This is a genomic window from Oceanobacillus piezotolerans, from assembly GCF_003665065.1.
In the GTDB taxonomy this organism is placed as follows: domain Bacteria; phylum Bacillota; class Bacilli; order Bacillales; family Amphibacillaceae; genus Oceanobacillus; species Oceanobacillus piezotolerans.
In genome coordinates this window covers 327,084-343,512 of record NZ_RCHR01000002.1, presented here as the reverse complement: position 1 = coordinate 343,512, position 16,429 = coordinate 327,084, and the positions used below count along the sequence as shown (strand labels likewise).

The 16,429-nt window shown below is 38.3% G+C and carries 17 protein-coding genes; 12 read left to right on the top strand and 5 right to left on the bottom strand.

Translation table 11 applies throughout. From position 1 onward, the window contains the following. The first annotated feature begins 77 nt into the window (after window positions 1-77). The 11 genes from D8M04_RS06035 (at window position 78) to D8M04_RS05985 (ending at window position 11,099) form a co-directional block, all read left to right on the top strand. Complete coding sequence (locus D8M04_RS06035; protein WP_342772631.1) at window positions 78-923, top strand: TetR/AcrR family transcriptional regulator; 846 nt, start codon at window positions 78-80, stop codon at window positions 921-923. A 154-nt stretch (window positions 924-1,077) separates the two neighbouring features. Continuing rightward, window positions 1,078-1,539 carry a hypothetical protein gene (locus D8M04_RS06030; RefSeq protein WP_121522011.1) on the top strand — a complete coding sequence of 154 codons (462 nt, stop codon included), beginning with the start codon at window positions 1,078-1,080 and terminating at the stop codon, window positions 1,537-1,539. A gap of 359 nt (window positions 1,540-1,898) precedes the next feature. Then, the gene (locus D8M04_RS06025) at window positions 1,899-2,915 is read left to right on the top strand and encodes an ABC transporter ATP-binding protein (RefSeq protein WP_121522010.1); all 1,017 of its coding nucleotides are present in this window, start codon (window positions 1,899-1,901) and stop codon (window positions 2,913-2,915) included. Next, window positions 2,896-3,828 carry an ABC transporter ATP-binding protein gene (locus tag D8M04_RS06020; RefSeq protein ID WP_121522009.1) on the top strand — a complete coding sequence of 311 codons (933 nt, stop codon included), beginning with the start codon at window positions 2,896-2,898 and terminating at the stop codon, window positions 3,826-3,828. The genes D8M04_RS06025 and D8M04_RS06020 overlap by 20 nt, the downstream gene beginning before the upstream one ends. A 6-nt stretch (window positions 3,829-3,834) precedes the next feature. Continuing rightward, a complete protein-coding gene (gene opp4B, locus D8M04_RS06015; RefSeq protein ID WP_121522008.1) occupies window positions 3,835-4,797 on the top strand; it encodes an oligopeptide ABC transporter permease in 963 nt (320 codons plus the stop codon). 68 nt (window positions 4,798-4,865) lie between these two features. Next, on the top strand, window positions 4,866-5,768 hold the full coding sequence (locus D8M04_RS06010) for an ABC transporter permease (protein ID WP_121522007.1): 903 nt from the start codon (window positions 4,866-4,868) through the stop codon (window positions 5,766-5,768). Window positions 5,769-5,977: 209 nt separating this feature from the next. Continuing rightward, window positions 5,978-7,822, top strand: a complete 1,845-nt coding sequence (opp4A, locus tag D8M04_RS06005; protein ID WP_121522006.1) for an oligopeptide ABC transporter substrate-binding protein — start codon at window positions 5,978-5,980, stop codon at window positions 7,820-7,822. 206 nt (window positions 7,823-8,028) lie between these two features. Then, a complete protein-coding gene (locus D8M04_RS06000) occupies window positions 8,029-8,880 on the top strand; it encodes a chemotaxis protein (protein WP_121522005.1) in 852 nt (283 codons plus the stop codon). Window positions 8,881-8,923: 43 nt separating this feature from the next. Continuing rightward, window positions 8,924-9,604: a ribose 5-phosphate isomerase A gene (gene rpiA, locus D8M04_RS05995; RefSeq protein WP_121522004.1), complete on the top strand. Its 681-nt coding sequence runs from the start codon at window positions 8,924-8,926 to the stop codon at window positions 9,602-9,604. Window positions 9,605-10,130: 526 nt separating this feature from the next. Next, window positions 10,131-10,646, top strand: coding sequence for a hypothetical protein (locus D8M04_RS05990; protein WP_121522003.1), 516 nt, complete (start codon window positions 10,131-10,133; stop codon window positions 10,644-10,646). A 174-nt stretch (window positions 10,647-10,820) separates the two neighbouring features. Further along, window positions 10,821-11,099, top strand: coding sequence for a YciI family protein (locus tag D8M04_RS05985; protein WP_121522002.1), 279 nt, complete (start codon window positions 10,821-10,823; stop codon window positions 11,097-11,099). 57 nt (window positions 11,100-11,156) lie between these two features. On the opposite strand, the gene D8M04_RS05980 is transcribed toward D8M04_RS05985, so the two are convergent. Both D8M04_RS05980 and D8M04_RS05975 read right to left on the bottom strand, forming a co-directional pair. Then, window positions 11,157-11,942 carry an HAD family hydrolase gene (locus tag D8M04_RS05980; RefSeq protein WP_121522001.1) on the bottom strand — a complete coding sequence of 262 codons (786 nt, stop codon included), beginning with the start codon at window positions 11,940-11,942 and terminating at the stop codon, window positions 11,157-11,159. Between the two features lie 107 nt (window positions 11,943-12,049). Continuing rightward, the gene (locus D8M04_RS05975; RefSeq protein ID WP_121522000.1) at window positions 12,050-13,747 is read right to left on the bottom strand and encodes a M3 family oligoendopeptidase; all 1,698 of its coding nucleotides are present in this window, start codon (window positions 13,745-13,747) and stop codon (window positions 12,050-12,052) included. Window positions 13,748-13,888: 141 nt separating this feature from the next. Between D8M04_RS05975 and D8M04_RS05970 the strand changes: the two genes are divergently transcribed. Continuing rightward, window positions 13,889-14,182: a hypothetical protein gene (locus D8M04_RS05970; RefSeq protein WP_121521999.1), complete on the top strand. Its 294-nt coding sequence runs from the start codon at window positions 13,889-13,891 to the stop codon at window positions 14,180-14,182. Between the two features lie 93 nt (window positions 14,183-14,275). On the opposite strand, the gene D8M04_RS19905 is transcribed toward D8M04_RS05970, so the two are convergent. From D8M04_RS19905 to D8M04_RS05960, 3 genes are all read right to left on the bottom strand, one after another. After that, a complete protein-coding gene (locus D8M04_RS19905; protein ID WP_147436777.1) occupies window positions 14,276-14,494 on the bottom strand; it encodes a hypothetical protein in 219 nt (72 codons plus the stop codon). 12 nt (window positions 14,495-14,506) lie between these two features. Further along, window positions 14,507-15,364, bottom strand: coding sequence for a CvfB family protein (locus tag D8M04_RS05965; protein ID WP_121521998.1), 858 nt, complete (start codon window positions 15,362-15,364; stop codon window positions 14,507-14,509). A gap of 393 nt (window positions 15,365-15,757) precedes the next feature. After that, window positions 15,758-16,420, bottom strand: coding sequence for an ABC-2 transporter permease (locus D8M04_RS05960; RefSeq protein ID WP_121521997.1), 663 nt, complete (start codon window positions 16,418-16,420; stop codon window positions 15,758-15,760). Window positions 16,421-16,429: the final 9 nt, after the last annotated feature.

Here is a 16,429-nt window from a genome sequence, read left to right as displayed (position 1 = left end):
CTTTAATTGACTTGGTTAACCCAATTATTTATACTAATGACTACTGAGTCAATTGTCAATGGAATTAGCGGAGGTAGATGAAGAAATTGATGAAAAAACAGCTAATTATGGAGCAAGCCTTAGAGTTGTTTGCAGAGCAAGGGATTGATGCTACATCTGTACAGCAAATTACTGACAAGTGCGGAATATCTAAGGGGGCATTTTATTTATCCTTCAAGTCTAAGGATGAATTGATACTCACTGTGTTGGATGACTTTATAAAACGTTTTATATCCGATATTGACTATGTAGTCAATAATCGTGAAAAGGAAAATTTACTGTACGAATTTTATCTTAGCATTTTAAACTTTTTTAACGAGCATTCCAATTTTGCAAAAATCTTCGTTAAGCAGCAAAACTTCTATATTTCCAAGGAATTCATCATTAAATTGGAAGAATATCAGCAACTGTTCGATAGGACTGTTTTTAAACTGGTAGATCGCTATTATGGAGATAAAGTGGAAGATAATAAATATGATTTGGCTTACTGTATACAGGGTTTTATGAAATTGTATGCCGATCTGTTTTTTTCAATGGATATACCGGTAGATATGAACAGGCTGTGTCAATCACTTGTTGAGAAAACCGATTTAATAGCTGCCCATACGACCATCCCAGTTATTACAAAAAAGATTTCCCAGCTTATGAATAAACCGTCCTGTGAGAATTATTCAAAAGATGAAATCTGTACATTGATTCAGCAAGAATTACAGGAAATGGAAGAATCCATCGAAAAGGACTCCCTCATTCTGTTGAAGGAGGATTTATCCAATCCAAAACTAAGTCCTGCCCTTTTAAATGGGTTACTTGAGAATATAAGACACCATCCTCAATGTAAGTGGATCTCCTATCTACTAAGAAGCTATTATGCATTTGAAAAATAATAAAAGTAATTTTGGACCCGAGAATAGCCCCATTATCTTTTAAAGATAATGGGTCTTTTTCATAAATTCATTCCTTTTCTCATAAGATGTCTTGATAGCAACTAAAGAATTTTGGAGCATCCACTCCAAGATAGCCCAAAAGGAGCTGGTTTCAATGAAACAGCGCAATAGTAATAAGATCCTCTTACTTATTATCTTCCTATCAGCGGTTACCCTCTTAATTTTCATTTTATCTAGTTTGTTTTTTTCAGAAAAAAGACAGGCAGAGCAGGCTGTTGATCAGTTTTACGAATACGAACAAAATGGATTATTTTCAGAGTCATGGGAGATGTTCCACCCATTAATGCAGGACAAGTTTCCAAAAGGAGAGTATTTAGAAGATCGTCCACATGTCTTTTTTAATCACTTTGGTGTATCTACCTTTTCATACTCAATCAATGAAATCAGCAAGGTAGAGGACTGGTATATGGAGGAAGGAAGTACGGTGATCCCCGTAGCCTACAAGGTCAGCATTTCCCAGAGATTTAAGAGTAAATATGGTAACTTTTCCATCTATCAATCTGTTTATGCAACAGAAGTTGATGGGGAATGGAGAATTCTTTGGAACTATCATTAACAAAGGCTCCTTAACTCTATCGTTTTTCGTAGTGAAGAAAACTCGAGTTCATTCGACAGAAAAGGATAAGGCCTTCATTGAATAAATGCATCATAATATTTTCCAAACCAAACCCTTAAAAACCACGTATTTCTCAATAATATTTATTTATTATGACTAATCCTACTTTGTAAATTTATCAAAAGCATATTGATTTTCAGATAATTTTAACATATAATTCCTATAAATAAAATTAGTAGTTATTAAATTTTGATTACATTTTAATTTCCAAATAATTAAAATATAATTTACCGCAAATATATTGAATTTTTATAGGAAGTAAAAACATAGAACTAGAAGAAAGACTAGGGGGAACTTCGGTGAGTAACAAACTACTTGAATTGCAAAATCTCAAAACATCATTCCGAATTGAAGATAAATATTACGCGGCAGTAGATGATGTATCAATAACTGTAAATAAAAATGAGGTACTGGGGATTGTAGGTGAATCAGGTTCTGGAAAGAGTGCACTTGCATTCTCTGTGATGGGACTTCATAATCGGGCAAAAATTGAAGGGAATATTGTGTTCAAAGGTAAAAATATAGCAAATAGTAAACCCTCTCATTTAAATAAAATCCGCGGGGATGCAATGGCAATGATTTTCCAGGATCCTCTAACTGCTTTAAACCCTCTCATGAAAATAGGAGATCAAATTGCAGAGACACTTATTCTGCATCGTCCCAATATGTCAAATAAAGAACGAACAGAACATGTCATAGAGTTACTCAATATGGTGGGAATTCCAAGGCCTGTTTATGTTTATGAGCAATTTCCGCATGAACTGTCAGGCGGGATGAGACAGCGGGTCGTGATCGCAATCGCAATCGCCAATCGCCCTGAACTATTAATTGCTGATGAGCCAACTACAGCACTGGACGTAACCATTCAAGCGCAAATTTTAGATTTAATTCGCACATTGAAAAATGAAATGCATGCTGGAATTATCCTAATCACTCATGATTTGGGTGTTGTAGCGGAAATGGCTGACCGTGTTGCTGTTATGTATGCAGGTCAGATAGTGGAAATAGCCGATGTACATACTTTATTTGAAAAGTCGAAGCATCCATATACGCGTTCCTTGCTTAACTCTGTTCCAGCTGAAGGGCAGGACAAGCTCCATGTTATCCAAGGGATTGTGCCAGGATTAAAAAATTTACCAAGAAAAGGCTGCCGTTTTTCTCATCGTATACCATGGGTTGATCCTTCTCACCATGAAGAGAATCCTGAATTACACGAGGTGGCACCTGGACACTTTGTTCGTTGTACATGTTATAAGCATTTCTACTTCCCAGATGAAACAAAGGAGGTTCACATCCATGGCAATCCTAGAGGTTGAAGATTTAAAAGTTTATTTTCCAGTTAAAGCAGGAATTTTTAACCGTACAGTCGACTTCATAAAAGCGGTTGATGGAGTTTCCTTTACGATTGAAGAAGGCAAGACGTACGGATTAGTAGGTGAATCTGGATCAGGAAAGACGACAACAGGTCGTGGAATTATTGGATTGGAAACGATTACTTCAGGAAGAGTTGTCTTTAATGGTGCGGATGTCACCAGTAGAAAAAGCAAATCAAAAGATATGCGAAAAGATATGCAAATGATTTTTCAGGATCCTTATTCTTCTCTCAATCCGAGAAAAAGAGTAATTGATATTATTGCTGAACCACTAAGAAACTATGAAAGGCTTTCCAAGATAGAAGAGAAAAAAAGAGTACAAGAACTGCTGGAGCTTGTAGGATTAAGTCCGGAATCCATCATGAAGTATCCACACGAGTTTTCCGGTGGGCAAAGGCAGCGGATTGGAATTGCCAGAGCGATTGCATTAAAGCCGAAGCTGATTATTGCTGACGAGCCGGTTTCTGCTCTTGATGTATCTGTACAAGCCCAGGTACTGAACTTTATGCAGGATATCCAAAAAGAACTCGGTCTGACTTATTTATTTATCAGTCATGACCTCGGAATAGTGAAACACATGTGTGATGAAATTGCAATTATGTACAAAGGAAGATATGTGGAGCAAGGCACGAAATATGATATCTTTCAAAACCCTCAGCATATTTATACGAAACGCTTGGTAGCTGCAATTCCGGATATAGATCCGAGAAACCGGGAGAAGCAGTTTAAGTTTCGCAGGCAGGTTCAGAAAGAGTATGAATCCTCCTACAGTAATTATTTTGATAATGAAGGTTTGGCATATGGATTGCAATCAATATCCGATACGCATCTTGTTGCTTTACCAGAGAGAGGGTGATCATCTATGTGGAAGTTTGTTGTAAGAAGGTTGCTTATTACATTTCCGCAGTTGATTTTACTTAGCCTTATTATCTTTTTGATGGCGCAAGCAATGCCTGGTGATGCACTAACAGGTCTAGTAGATCCAAATTTGAGTTTTGAAGCGAAAGAAGAACTTCGAGAGAAACTAGGGTTAAATGCTCCATGGCATGTTAAATATGCGGAATGGGTGTCAGGTGTTGTGCAGGGGGATTTTGGAGAATCGTTTCGGTTTAAGATGCCTGTTACCGAATTGTTGGAGCAGCGTTTATGGAACTCATTCTTGCTAGGAGTAATGACATTAGTATTTACATATGTTATTGCAATTCCTCTAGGGATTATCAGTGGGAGATACAATGATACGATTCTAGACTCATCGATTACTGGTTACACCTATATCGGTTTTGCCACTCCATTATTTATCTTTGCACTTATTATGCTTTTTGTATTTGGATACCAGCTGCAATGGTTCCCAACAAGTGGAAGTGTAGCGCCAGGACTTCAACCTGGCTCCATGGAATATATCTTAAGTAAATTTAATCATTTATTATTGCCGGCATTGTCGATGGCATTAATCCAAACAGTGTCCACTGTTCAGTATTTGAGAAGTGAAATCGTCGATACAAAACAAAGAGAGTTTGTTATTACTGCTAGAGCAAAAGGTGCTTCTGAATCAAGAGTGTATAACAAGCATATTTTACGAAATTCCTTGTTGCCAATTGCTGCATTCTTTGGTTATGAGATTTCATTTCTAATTACAGGAACCCTTTTCGTTGAACAAATTTTCGCTTATCCAGGGATGGGGCTTTTATTCTTAGAGTCTATTAATCTGCGCGATTATAGTGTTGTAAATGCGGTGGTATTATTATTCGGAGCTGCTGCAATATTTGGGGCTTTATTGTCCGATATCATTCTAAGTATTGTGGACCCACGAATTCGCATTAAATAAAGTACAAAGTACTGCGTCGAAAAGTAAATAGCATGAACTAGACACAGCTTGACTCTGAGGTGATAAAAATGGAAATGAAACAAATCGAAGCCCAAACACAGGACCCTACGAAGAGTCCATCTGGTTTGAAGATTCTTTGGAGAGAGCTTGTCAGAGACAAGGTGGCCCTATTTTCATTAATCTTATTGCTGTTAATCATGATATTCGTATATGGAGTATCCTTTATCTTGGACCAAGATGAGATTGTGAAGGTGGACTTGTTTGCTATTCATCAGCCTCCATCTGAAGAATTTATACTAGGCACCGACTATGGTGGTCGAGATGTATTTGGACAACTTATCATCGGAACAAGAAATTCCTTGACGATAGGATTTGCTGTTACATTGATCAGTGGAATATTTGGAATCGCTTTTGGATTAATTGCTGGCTATTTCGGAGGTCATACAGATAATGCAATGATGCGTGTGTTGGACTTTTTCCAAGTCTTGCCGTTTACCATGCTTGTTATCGTGTTTGTCTCAATCGTACCAAAGTACACCATTCTTGCTTTCTGTTTAATCTTTGCTGCTTTTAGCTGGATGGGGATAGCAAGATTGATAAGGTCTAAGGCCCTGCAGGAAAAAGAACTGGATTATGTTCAAGCCTCAAAAACATTAGGCACATCCCATCCGAAGATTATTTTCAAAGAAGTGATGCCGAATATTAGCTCCTTGATTATAGTTACATTGACATTGAATCTTGCTGCTAATATAGGGATCGAATCAGGACTATCATTCTTAGGTTTTGGCTTTCCTGAGAGTACACCAAGTCTGGGGACATTGTTAAGCTATGCGACCAATCCACAAACATTAGAATTCCGTTGGTGGATATGGGTTCCAGCTGCTGTACTGATTCTCGTACTAATGCTTTTAGTCAGAAATGTTGGGGAGGCACTAAGGCGGGCAACTGACTCAAGACAGCGAAGAGGTTAGGATCAGGCTCTCTTGGAAATCTAATTGTTGGAAAATTTACCCTTTTCATTATTCGGGAAATTAGGCTTGAAGGTGGTGAGGCTGCATAGAGTGATAAAGATGGAGAAATTGGTACTTACATCAATTGTTCTTTGGTTTGATGTTTGTATATATAGTCAGTGGAACTGACGTAATAAAAAATAAAGAGGATTAAAAGGGAGGTTACAAAGATGAAGAAAACAAGTAAATGGCTACTTGCTTTAATGCTTGTTTTGTTGCTTGTATTAGCAGCTTGTAGTGGAGGTTCTGACGAAGAGACGACAGCGGATGAACCAGCAGAAGAGGGTACAGAAGAAGGAACAGAGAAAGATGCGGGGGATGAAAAATCTGCAGAAGATGGGTTAGTCTCTATCGACGATTTTGCTGTGGACAAAACCAATTCGGGAGAAGCAATTGATGGTGGTACATTAAACTTTGGGTTGGTTTCTGATACAGTTTTTGAAGGCTTATTACATCCTGTATTTTATGAAGGTGATCCAGATTATCAAGTTATGAAATTTTTCGCGGAGGGGCTTTTATCCGTAGATAATAACTTTAACTATACGCAGGACGGTGCAGCTACTTGGGAGGTAGACGAAGCTGGAACAACGTTTACATTTACGATCGGTGAAAATGTAAACTGGCATGACGGCCAGCCAGTAACAGCAGAAGATTTAGCTTTTGCATATGAAGTTATTGGTCACCCGGAATATACTGGTATTCGCTACTATGCTGTTGAAAATGTTGTTGGTATTGATGAATATAATGCGGGTGAAGCAGATACTATTTCTGGTATTGAAATTGTGGATGATAAAATCATTAAAATTACTTTTAAAGAAGCAAATCCATCACTTTTAGCGAGTGGTATTTGGGATGACCCACTACCAAAACATATTTTTAAAGATATTCCAGTTGCGGAAATGGCAGAATCTGATGCCGTTCGTGTAAACCCAATTGGATTTGGACCTTTTAAAGTAGAATCAATCGTTCCTGGTGAGTCTGTCACTTATACAGCGAATGAAGATTACTGGCTAGGTGCACCAAAACTTGATGGAATTACATTAAAGGTTGTAACTCCGCAAACAGTTGTTCAAGCATTACAAACAGGTGAAATTGATGTTGCGGAGCCATTCCCGACAGCTCAATACGCAGATGCTGTTGATTCTTTAAGCAATGTGGAATTCTTAGGTCAAACGGATTTAGCTTATTCATACATCGGATTTAAATTAGGGAAATGGGATGCAGAGGCTGGAGAAAACGTACCAGATCCAGATGCGAAGATGGCGGATGCCAACCTGCGCAAAGCTATGTGGTATGCAGTTGATAACAATGCTGTTGGAGAGCAGTTTTACCAAGGCTTGCGTTGGGCTGCTACAACTTTAATTGTTCCGGCATTCCCGGATTATCATGATGCAACGGTAGAAGCACCTAGCTACGACCCAGATGAAGCAAATAAAATTCTGGATGAAGCTGGGTATGTGGATGTAGATGGAGATGGGTTACGCGAAGATCCAGATGGTGAAGAGTTAGTAATTAATTTTGCTGCTATGTCTGGTGATGATACTGCTGAACCGGTTGCAAACTACTATATTCAAGCATGGAAACAGGTTGGCTTAAATGTTGAGCTAGTAGATGGACGTCTACTTGAGTTTAATACATTCTATGATAGAGTAGAAGCGGATGATGAAGGTATTGATATTTATTCTGGTGCTTGGGGAACTGGTTATGACGTAGACCAAAATGGTTTATACGGCCGTGCAGCAGGATATAATTATCCTCGTTATGCAAGTGAAGAAAATGATCGTTTGTTAGAAGACGGTGCATCTGAGGCTTCTATGGATGTCGCACATCGCCAAGAAGTATATAAAGAATGGCAACAATTAATGGTAGACGAAGTTCCTGTATTCCCTACACTATATCGTGCAGAAGTAGTACCTGTTAACGAACGTGTGACAGACTGGACAATCCAATGGTCATTAAGGGATAATGCATACCATGAAGTTGGTGTAACCCAGGAAGAACCAGTTTTACCATAATGATTAAAGAGAAGGAAGGCTCACATTTGTGGGTCTTCTTTTTTGGCATGAAAGGTAAACTTTTTATATATGTAAGAAAGGCGCTTAAGCAATTGGTTAGTGAATGTCCTGGGTTTAATGTGATTTTTTCTGCTTAAGATAGGTCCATAACCCCTTCTCGCTCCCTCTATTATCCAGTAACATAGTAAGCAAAAGGGGGATGGGGAATGTCTAAGAAGATTGCAGTTGCTATATTTCATGGTGCAGGAACACCAAAGAAGGATTTTGCAACGGAAATGATTGAACAAGTTTCAAAAGCGTTGCAAAAGAAGCTTAAAGTGAAAGATGTTGAAGGGATTTTTTCCTTTGAGCCTGTATTTTGGTCAAGCATTTTTGAGAAAGAGCAAGCAAAGCTTTGGAATCGGTTGCAGCAATCGGCAGATTTAGATTTCCCACGAATGCGAAGATTTGTTATTGAATTTTTGGCTGATGCAGTTGCATATCAGCCAACCCCGGACAATCACCAAAGCTATGATAGAGTAAATGCTTATGTGGCAAAAGCCATGAATCGACTTCGGGAAAAGGCAGGTGCAGACGCACCATTATGTGTAATAAGTTATAGTTTAGGAACCATTGTAGCAAGCAATTATTTCTATGACTTACAGTTTAGGCGACATAAACGCGGTTTAGAGACCATTCAATACACAGGCGATTCTCCAATTGAAAAATGCGAAACGCTGACTTTATTTTACACGACTGGCAGTCCGATGGCCCTTTGGTCTTTACGTTATATTGATTTTGGTGCACCGATTACAGTTCCTTCCCCAAAGATAAAACACCTTTATCCAAATATAAAAGGAGAATGGATTAACTTTTATGATAAGGATGATGTTCTTGCGTTTCCGTTAAAAGGCATTAATGAGGCGTATTCCTTAGCCGTCACAAAGGACGTCGAGATTAATACAGGCGGGTTCGTATCGAGTTGGAATCCGTTATCCCATTTCCATTATGACAGGAATGAGAAAATCATTGAAACGATTGCAAAAGGACTTGCAGAAACGTGGAGAAGTTTGACGTAATAGGATATAATGAAGGAAAGTATAAGGCAATGGGGGATTCGAAGTGCTAACAGAACAAGATAAATTAAAAAAAATAGCTGGCGAAAAAGCTGTAGAGTATATAAAAGATGGTATGAAAGTTGGCCTCGGTTCAGGTTCAACCGTTTACTGGATGATAAAGAGATTAGGTGAAAGAATCAAGCAAGAAAGAATAGTTGTAGAAGGAATCCCATCTTCCAATAAAACTGCAGAATGGGCAAAAGAGTTTGGAGTATCACTAACAGATTTTTCTAGAGTAACGGAATTAGATATAACGATTGACGGTGCAGATGAGGTAGATGGAAATCTGCAGCTAATAAAAGGTGGCGGTGGAGCACTTTTCAGAGAAAAAGTGATTGCCCAAGCAGCAAAACAACTGCTTATTATTGTAGACCCATCCAAGCTTGTGAAGACACTAGGGGCATTTCCTTTGCCAGTTGAAGTGCTGCCATTTGGCTGGGAAATTATATCGAAAGAATTAAAAGAACTTGGAGCTGATTGTAGCTTACGCAAGCAAAATGAAGATATTTATATAACTGATAACGGGAATTATATACTAGATTGTCAATTTAGTGAGATTAAAGATCCCGTTAAGCTCCACAACGAATTAATTCATAAAGTAGGTGTCCTGGAGACAGGATTATTTATTGACATGACCAAAACAGTATTAGTTGGTGGCGAAGAATTGCGTGTTATAGAGAAGTAAAAAAGAGGGTGTTCTAAAAGGTAAGTGACTATACCTTTTAAGAGCACTCTCTTTTTTGGCTGCATATTGCCTTTTCAACCTTCTTAATTTCTGCTGCGGGTTTATGGCATAGCTGTTGGACCGAAAAGACCGTATGAGCATGGGGAAAGCTTAGAAGTATGTGTACCATGCGCGTATATAGCGATTGATGGAACTTTTGCGAAATATTCCTTGGGAAATGAAAAGTTGAAATGGAAGAGAAAAATGGAATCCTAGGCAAAGCATTAGAGACTAGAATGCCAGATGAAATTATGCACCGCAAATAGAGTTCATATCTATTGAGATTTCAGCCGGAGTATACCTAGGGACCTCTAGTTGTTTATTACAAAAAAATAATTTATTTGAGTAGTAGAGTATGAGTCAATTTGTTTTCCTGAAAAGGCTTCTTGATGATCCCTTCAAATCAAGCATGTTTAAACGAAATGATAAAAGGGAAATAAAAAAATAACACTTATATCAGTCACTAAATCGAAAGGAGATTATTATTATGAATACAACTGTTTCAAATCAGAAAAAAGCAAAGACTGGATTAGTAGTGGCAGGAGTTCTTGCTACAGGAGCATCAATAGTGCTGTTAAATCCAAATGTAAGGTCTAAAGTAAAAGATACATCCAGAAATGTGAAAGATTCTGTAAATCAATATGCGACTACGATTAAAGAAGATCCAAATGGAACCAAGCAAGCCATTATCACACGCATTCAAAATGCTACTGAAATTTCAAAAGAGGCATTAAACAAAATTCAGTCCATCCTCGATAATCAAGCTAAAGATATCAAAGAAACAACTCAAAGTGTTGTAGGTGATGCGAAAGAGGTGGTGGACACTGCGAAGGATGCTCAAGGTGAATTAAAGGATGTCAAAGACAAAGCAGTGGAGGCAAAGGATGAGCTGGTGAGTGCAAAGGATGAGGTTAAGTCAAATAAGAATGAAAAAAACAGTAAGCAGCAGTCAAACACAACAACAAGCAATAAAGTAGAAAAAACTCCAGTTAGACATAACTAAGAAAATGGGCAGGCGTTATAACGCTTGCCCTATTATTATGGAACTGGTGTGGTGGAATAATGTAGCTAAAAAAAGATCTTGATTAATTCTTATTACAATTGGTTTTATTTCGCAACGAAAAGGATTTCTAAGATATAATGTAAATATAAAATACATATAAAAGGAGAATATCTTATGCGTTATTTTGCCGTATTTTTACCTATGAAGGATGAAGAGAAGAGTAAAGCATATCGTCCTGAGCATTTAGCTTATTTAGAACAAAAAGAAGAGGAGCGCAAAGTGTTTGCACGCGGGCCATTTATAGATGGTACAGGTGGCTTTGTAGTCTATATTGCAGATAATCTGGAAGAAGCGGAAAGAATGGTGAAGGAAGATCCATATATCGTTCATGGAGCAAGAAACTATGAGATTCGGGAGTGGGCAATGACGACGAAGGCTAATCTCCCAGAATAAGTAAAGGACTCAAGCAACTGAGTCCTTTTTCATGCAGGGCAAGGAGGGATTCATTATCTACTTCACCAATCCCAACTTTTTCAATCCATTAAAAATCCCGTCCTCATTCACGGAGGTTGTTTGGTGTTTGGCATATTGCTCTAATTCATCAGCAGCATTCCCCATAGCAAAGCTCGCGCCTGCTGCTTGCAGCATTTCCTTATCATTCATGCCATCACCAAAGGCTATCGCTTCCTCTTTCTCTATGTTTAACCGCTCTAATAGTTTTTTGATAGCTTCTCCCTTATTTACACTAGTACGAATAATATCATAGGCATGTTTTACACCTTCCACATTAACTTGGGAAAGACGGATAGTGGGATCAAATTGGTAAAGTGCACTGTCTTCAGGTTCTAAGTTCATAATCGTCATTCCTAGTATTTGTCCAGCAACTTCATATGTATAAGGGTGATTTTTTGTCATCTGAAAAGCTTCTGCAAAATGCTTCGAGATAGAGCTTTCTGGATTTGTTAAATAGTTCTTTCCATTGGTATACATAATTACTTCATGATTGTGCTGGAGAGCTAACTGTACCATCTTTTTCACAGTTTCCTCATGCATTGGTTCATCAACAATGGTTTCCTCATTGAAGAGGGCAAGTGCGCCATTGTAGCCTATAAATGAGTCAATGTTTAATTCTTCTGCTAGCTCACGGATTTCATGAATTGGTCTTCCTGTTGCTATAAACACTTCTATTCCTTGTTTTTGTACTTGGAGAATTGCATCTCTCGTTGACTGAGCATATGTATGGTCTGGTTTTAAAATCGTGCCATCAATATCTAAAAATAATACTTTATAGGTCATGTTGAACTCCTTTTAACTTATGATACTTCGAGTGTAGCATATTTTTCCCTCAAGCCAAACTTAAGAATATGTAAATACCAGGTACAAAACTGTACCTGGTAAAAGAATTATAATGCTTTATCGTCCACATTATTTAACCAATCTTCAATTGTGCCAATTACTGAATCTACTGTTCCTTCCTCAAACGGAGAGCGGAGATTTCCTGCTTTTACAAGCTCTAAAAATGGTTTTGATCCTCCTAGTTTACATAGATTTAGATAATCCTTCCATGCTTCCTCGTGGTTCTCGTTATCACGTTTCCAGAACTGGAAGGCACAGATTTGTGCTAGCGTATAGTCAATATAATAGAAGGGATCAGCATAGATATGCCCTTGACGTTGCCATAGTGCTCCATTTTCCAAATAATCTATTCCATCATAATCACGATGTGGAAGATAGGTTTCCTCCAGTTTCTTCCATACTGCTTTTCGCTCATCAGGTGTCCACTCAGGGTTTTCATAGACTAAATGCTGGAATTCATCCACACAGACTCCATATGGAATAAAGGTTAATCCAGAGGATAAGTGGCTAAATTTATATTTATCCGTATCCTCTTTAAAGAAGTTTTTCATCCAAGGCCAAGTGAAAAACTCCATACTCATCGAGTGGATTTCCGCTGCTTCACTTGTCGGAAATCCATATTCTGGTATACCTAAATGCCGAGATGAATAAACCTGAAAGGCATGACCTGCTTCATGTGTCAGTACATCAATATCTCCTGAAGTACCATTAAAGTTAGCAAAAATAAATGGAGACTGGTAATCCTCGATAAAGGTGCAGTAGCCACCAGCTTCTTTCCCCTTTTTCGCTTCCAGGTCCATAAGATTATGGTCTAGCATGTATTGGAAAAATTCATTGGTTTCTTTAGATAATTCCTCATACATTTTCTTCCCATTTTCAATAATCCACTCTGGTGAGCCTTTTGGTGTGGCATTACCAGAGGTGAACTCAAGGCTCTCATCATAAAATTTCAGAGAATCTACACCTAAGCGCCCTCTCTGCCGTTCGTATAAATGGCTTGCTGCAGGAACAATGGTTTCACGAACTTGTTTACGAAAAACATCCACCATCTCTGCGTTGTAGTCGATTCGTAACATGCGCAGGTACCCTAGCTCTACGAAATTTTTAAAGCCAAGCGTTGTTGCAATTTCATGGCGGGTTTTTACTAGCTTGTCATAAAGCTCATCAAATTTCTCGGCATGCTCTGCGAAAAATCCGAACTTCGCTTCTATTGCCTTTTTACGAATACTGCGGTCTTTATTTTGCGCAAAAGGATCCAGCTGTGCAAGGGTATACGTCTCTCCTTCGAACTCAATTTCAGCGGAAGCAACTAGCTTAGAATATTCGGAGACTAGGCGATTTTCCTGCTTCATTAAGTCCATCACTTGCGGTGAAAATGCTTTGATTTCAAATTCTGCAATATTGAATAATTGGGTTCCGAATTTTTCCTCCAATGCTTTACGATAAGGAGACCCGATGAGCTCCTTATAAAATTCCGTACTCAATTCATTAAATTCTGGCTGTGCATCATCAAAGAAGTCACGCTCCTGCTGGTAAAATTCATCTTTTGTATCAATGGAAGATCGAATGTATACCAGGTTCCCCATTGTAGATAGCGTATTACGCAGCTTGTTTATAGATTCCGCTGCCTTTTCTGCTTCGTTTTCGTTTGTTGCATTAGAGAAGTCTTCCAGCAGGGAACGGAAATGTTCTTTCACTTTCGGCACGTCTGGTCTCTCGTATTTATAATCTTCAAATTTTATCAATTTAAGTACCCCCTTTGTATGTCATTATATACTTTCTATTCGATGAAAGGAAAATTAACCCTATCTTTTCTGAATGTTGGAAATGAAAAAAGTTGTCTTTCAAGGGGAAGCAAGTTAGACTAAAAGAAAGGGGGGAGAAGGATGCTTGAGCCTGTTGCAACAATTGGGAGTATTTTAACGTTTATTGTATTTTTAATTGGACTTGTTGGTGTTAGAGCGTCGTCTAAGCAGACAGATGCGGTTTATTATCCTAGCTTTTTCTTAGCAGTATGTGGGCTGACTTTTCTAGCGATAGCTTCTATGGTAAATAAGGAATTCTTAGGAGCACCGCTTGGAGGTTGGGGAATTGCATGTATGTTTTCAGCGGCAATTGGGTTTATCTTAACTTCTATGTTCGATGTATATAAGAACAGTAAAAGCATTTCGGAAAATTAATTAACACAAAAAAAGGAGCCTTATATGAGCTCCTTTTGTGGTTATTGCGTGATGAGCCGGCTGTTAGATCATCATTTCTCACTTATATGAACTTCATCTTAATCTCTGGAAGGTGATGTTTCTGCTCTTGCGGACTATGATTTTCCTCTCACGGTCGATGTTTCTGTTCTCGCGGTCGATGATTTTCCTCTCACGGTTGATGTTCCTGCTCTCGCAGGCGATGTTCCTGTTTTCGAAGGAGATAATTTCAATCTCGCGGGAAATGACCCTACTCTCAAGAGTAGAGGAAAGGGCAATAAACCCTACCCTCATCGAAGTTTCCTCTTATTTTAAATAGGTTTTCCCATCACGCTGTTCAATTTTACCTTCCTTCATCAGCTTGCCGAGAGCTCGTTTAAAGGCTGCTTTACTGATTTCAAAGGTGCCGCGAATATCCTCAGGCTCACTTTTATCACTAAAAGGGATGATACCATTATTTACTTGCAAATGCTCAAGAATAAGATCTGCATCCTCCATCATGCCATGCTGTTTCAATGGTCTTAAGGATAGATTTAATGTCCCATCATGTTTGACCTCGATTACACGAGCGGTTACAAGTTCTCCAAGTCTTGGTTCGCTTTTGCGTTCGAAATGGTGGATAAAGCCACGATAGTTTTCTTTTGTAATAATTGCTGTTCCTTCTCTGCTTGTATGATACACATGTCCTGTTACTTGGCTATTTAACAAGTCTTCGGGTGCAAGTTCTATTTCACGATAAATAATTCCTTCAGTAGCTGGGATAGCTAAGAGCCGCCCTTTTTGGTCAAGTCCTAGAGTTACAAATAGCTTGTCACCGACTTTAGGCCAAACGCTCTCGTACAATGGCAGGTCATCCTTAGAAACGAGCATTTCCTTAGCTATGCCAATTTGAACGAACACACCGCCTAAGCGAGGGGACACCTCAACTACCTCTGCCCAATCATAAGAATCCATGCGAATCGTCGGTAACGTTGTTGTAGCAGCAATGTTTCCTTTTTTATCATTATATAAGAAGACCGTAACCTGCTCGTTCTCTTCTAGTTCTTCCTTTGCTTCGTTATGATGCAATAGTGCTTGCTCGCCATCTTTTTCTAGTACATATCCAGTTTCAATCTTTCTTAGGACTGTCATAGTTTCAACCGTTCCAATCTTTAAGGTATGCATATATGTTTTTCCCTTCTTTCTAAGTTATTATAGTATGTATTGGAAGAGGGGTACTCTATTTACAAGAGTACCCCTCTGATTAGAAAAGTAACACAAAATTTATTTATTATCCCGACTTTGTCTTTAATCGGGTGGGAAATTTAAGATATCATTTCACTTTAACCGCGGTACATTTTCCACTACAGGCTCCTGTTTCTCAGCAACTCATTTAAAACGAAACCTGTTTACCTGTTCTCTAACTTAAGCAACATAAGCCCTACCTGCTCTTATGTCCTTGCGTCCCCTTAGACGCGCCAGTGTGAATAAGCATTAACAAAAACACTGTAGAATGCCAGAGTTGTGTTACCTTCACAATCTATTTATTATAGCGGGAAATTATCGCCTTGTCAATATCTAATGTGATTGCTTGGAAAATATTTTCTCTGATATCTTTAGCGAAACAATATACAATCCAATCGATAGGATAACTAATATAAGATAAGGTTGAAATGGTATATATTTTTCTACCAACAAGACGAAACCTTGATCAATTTCATTAAATGAGACATAATTTGTCATCCCTAACACATCGGTTAATAAAGATAAGAGAATAAATTGTAACAGAAAAAGGATGATTAGATATACGCTAAACGTGATGTGAGGATTTCGAATGAGGTAATACATGGGTGCGAAAACAGCAATGAGCAGAAGAAACAAGCAAGTTACAGTAATGAAATCCTTAAAGCCATAAACATAATAATTAGGGGTAGGAATCCAAGCATCCATCATACTAATTACACCCCATTGAAGCAAAACAACAATAACTGTAAAGAGTAAGAAAAATACATATCTACTCATAACTATCGCCGTTCTCCTTAAAGGCAGACTAATGTTCGTTCGGTGAATCGTTGCTTTTTGATCATAAAAGAAGCTGCCAAATAGAACCGAAGAAAAGATCAGTAACAAAATAAAAGTCGGTGGGATATAGGTAATATACCCAACAGGGATAAGCAGTAAGGTAATTAGTGCCCAAGACGACCAGGTTAATAAAAAATCCCGTTTGATAAAATGCAGCATAGTAGACAA

What these genes read in the sequence shown, in the direction of transcription:
- D8M04_RS06035 (WP_342772631.1), top strand. Translation starts at nt 78, where the DNA reads ATGAAGAAATTGATGAAAAAACAGCTAATTATGGAGCAAGCCTTAGAG.
- D8M04_RS06030 (WP_121522011.1), top strand. Translation starts at nt 1,078, where the DNA reads ATGAAACAGCGCAATAGTAATAAGATCCTCTTACTTATTATCTTCCTA.
- D8M04_RS06020 (WP_121522009.1), top strand. Translation starts at nt 2,896, where the DNA reads ATGGCAATCCTAGAGGTTGAAGATTTAAAAGTTTATTTTCCAGTTAAA.
- opp4B (WP_121522008.1), top strand. Translation starts at nt 3,835, where the DNA reads ATGTGGAAGTTTGTTGTAAGAAGGTTGCTTATTACATTTCCGCAGTTG.
- D8M04_RS06010 (WP_121522007.1), top strand. Translation starts at nt 4,866, where the DNA reads ATGGAAATGAAACAAATCGAAGCCCAAACACAGGACCCTACGAAGAGT.
- opp4A (WP_121522006.1), top strand. Translation starts at nt 5,978, where the DNA reads ATGAAGAAAACAAGTAAATGGCTACTTGCTTTAATGCTTGTTTTGTTG.
- D8M04_RS06000 (WP_121522005.1), top strand. Translation starts at nt 8,029, where the DNA reads ATGTCTAAGAAGATTGCAGTTGCTATATTTCATGGTGCAGGAACACCA.
- D8M04_RS05990 (WP_121522003.1), top strand. Translation starts at nt 10,131, where the DNA reads ATGAATACAACTGTTTCAAATCAGAAAAAAGCAAAGACTGGATTAGTA.
- D8M04_RS05985 (WP_121522002.1), top strand. Translation starts at nt 10,821, where the DNA reads ATGCGTTATTTTGCCGTATTTTTACCTATGAAGGATGAAGAGAAGAGT.
- D8M04_RS05980 (WP_121522001.1), bottom strand. Translation starts at nt 11,942, where the DNA reads ATGACCTATAAAGTATTATTTTTAGATATTGATGGCACGATTTTAAAA.
- D8M04_RS05970 (WP_121521999.1), top strand. Translation starts at nt 13,889, where the DNA reads ATGCTTGAGCCTGTTGCAACAATTGGGAGTATTTTAACGTTTATTGTA.
- D8M04_RS19905 (WP_147436777.1), bottom strand. Translation starts at nt 14,494, where the DNA reads ATGAGGGTAGGGTTTATTGCCCTTTCCTCTACTCTTGAGAGTAGGGTC.
- D8M04_RS05965 (WP_121521998.1), bottom strand. Translation starts at nt 15,364, where the DNA reads ATGCATACCTTAAAGATTGGAACGGTTGAAACTATGACAGTCCTAAGA.
- D8M04_RS05960 (WP_121521997.1), bottom strand. Translation starts at nt 16,420, where the DNA reads ATGCTGCATTTTATCAAACGGGATTTTTTATTAACCTGGTCGTCTTGG.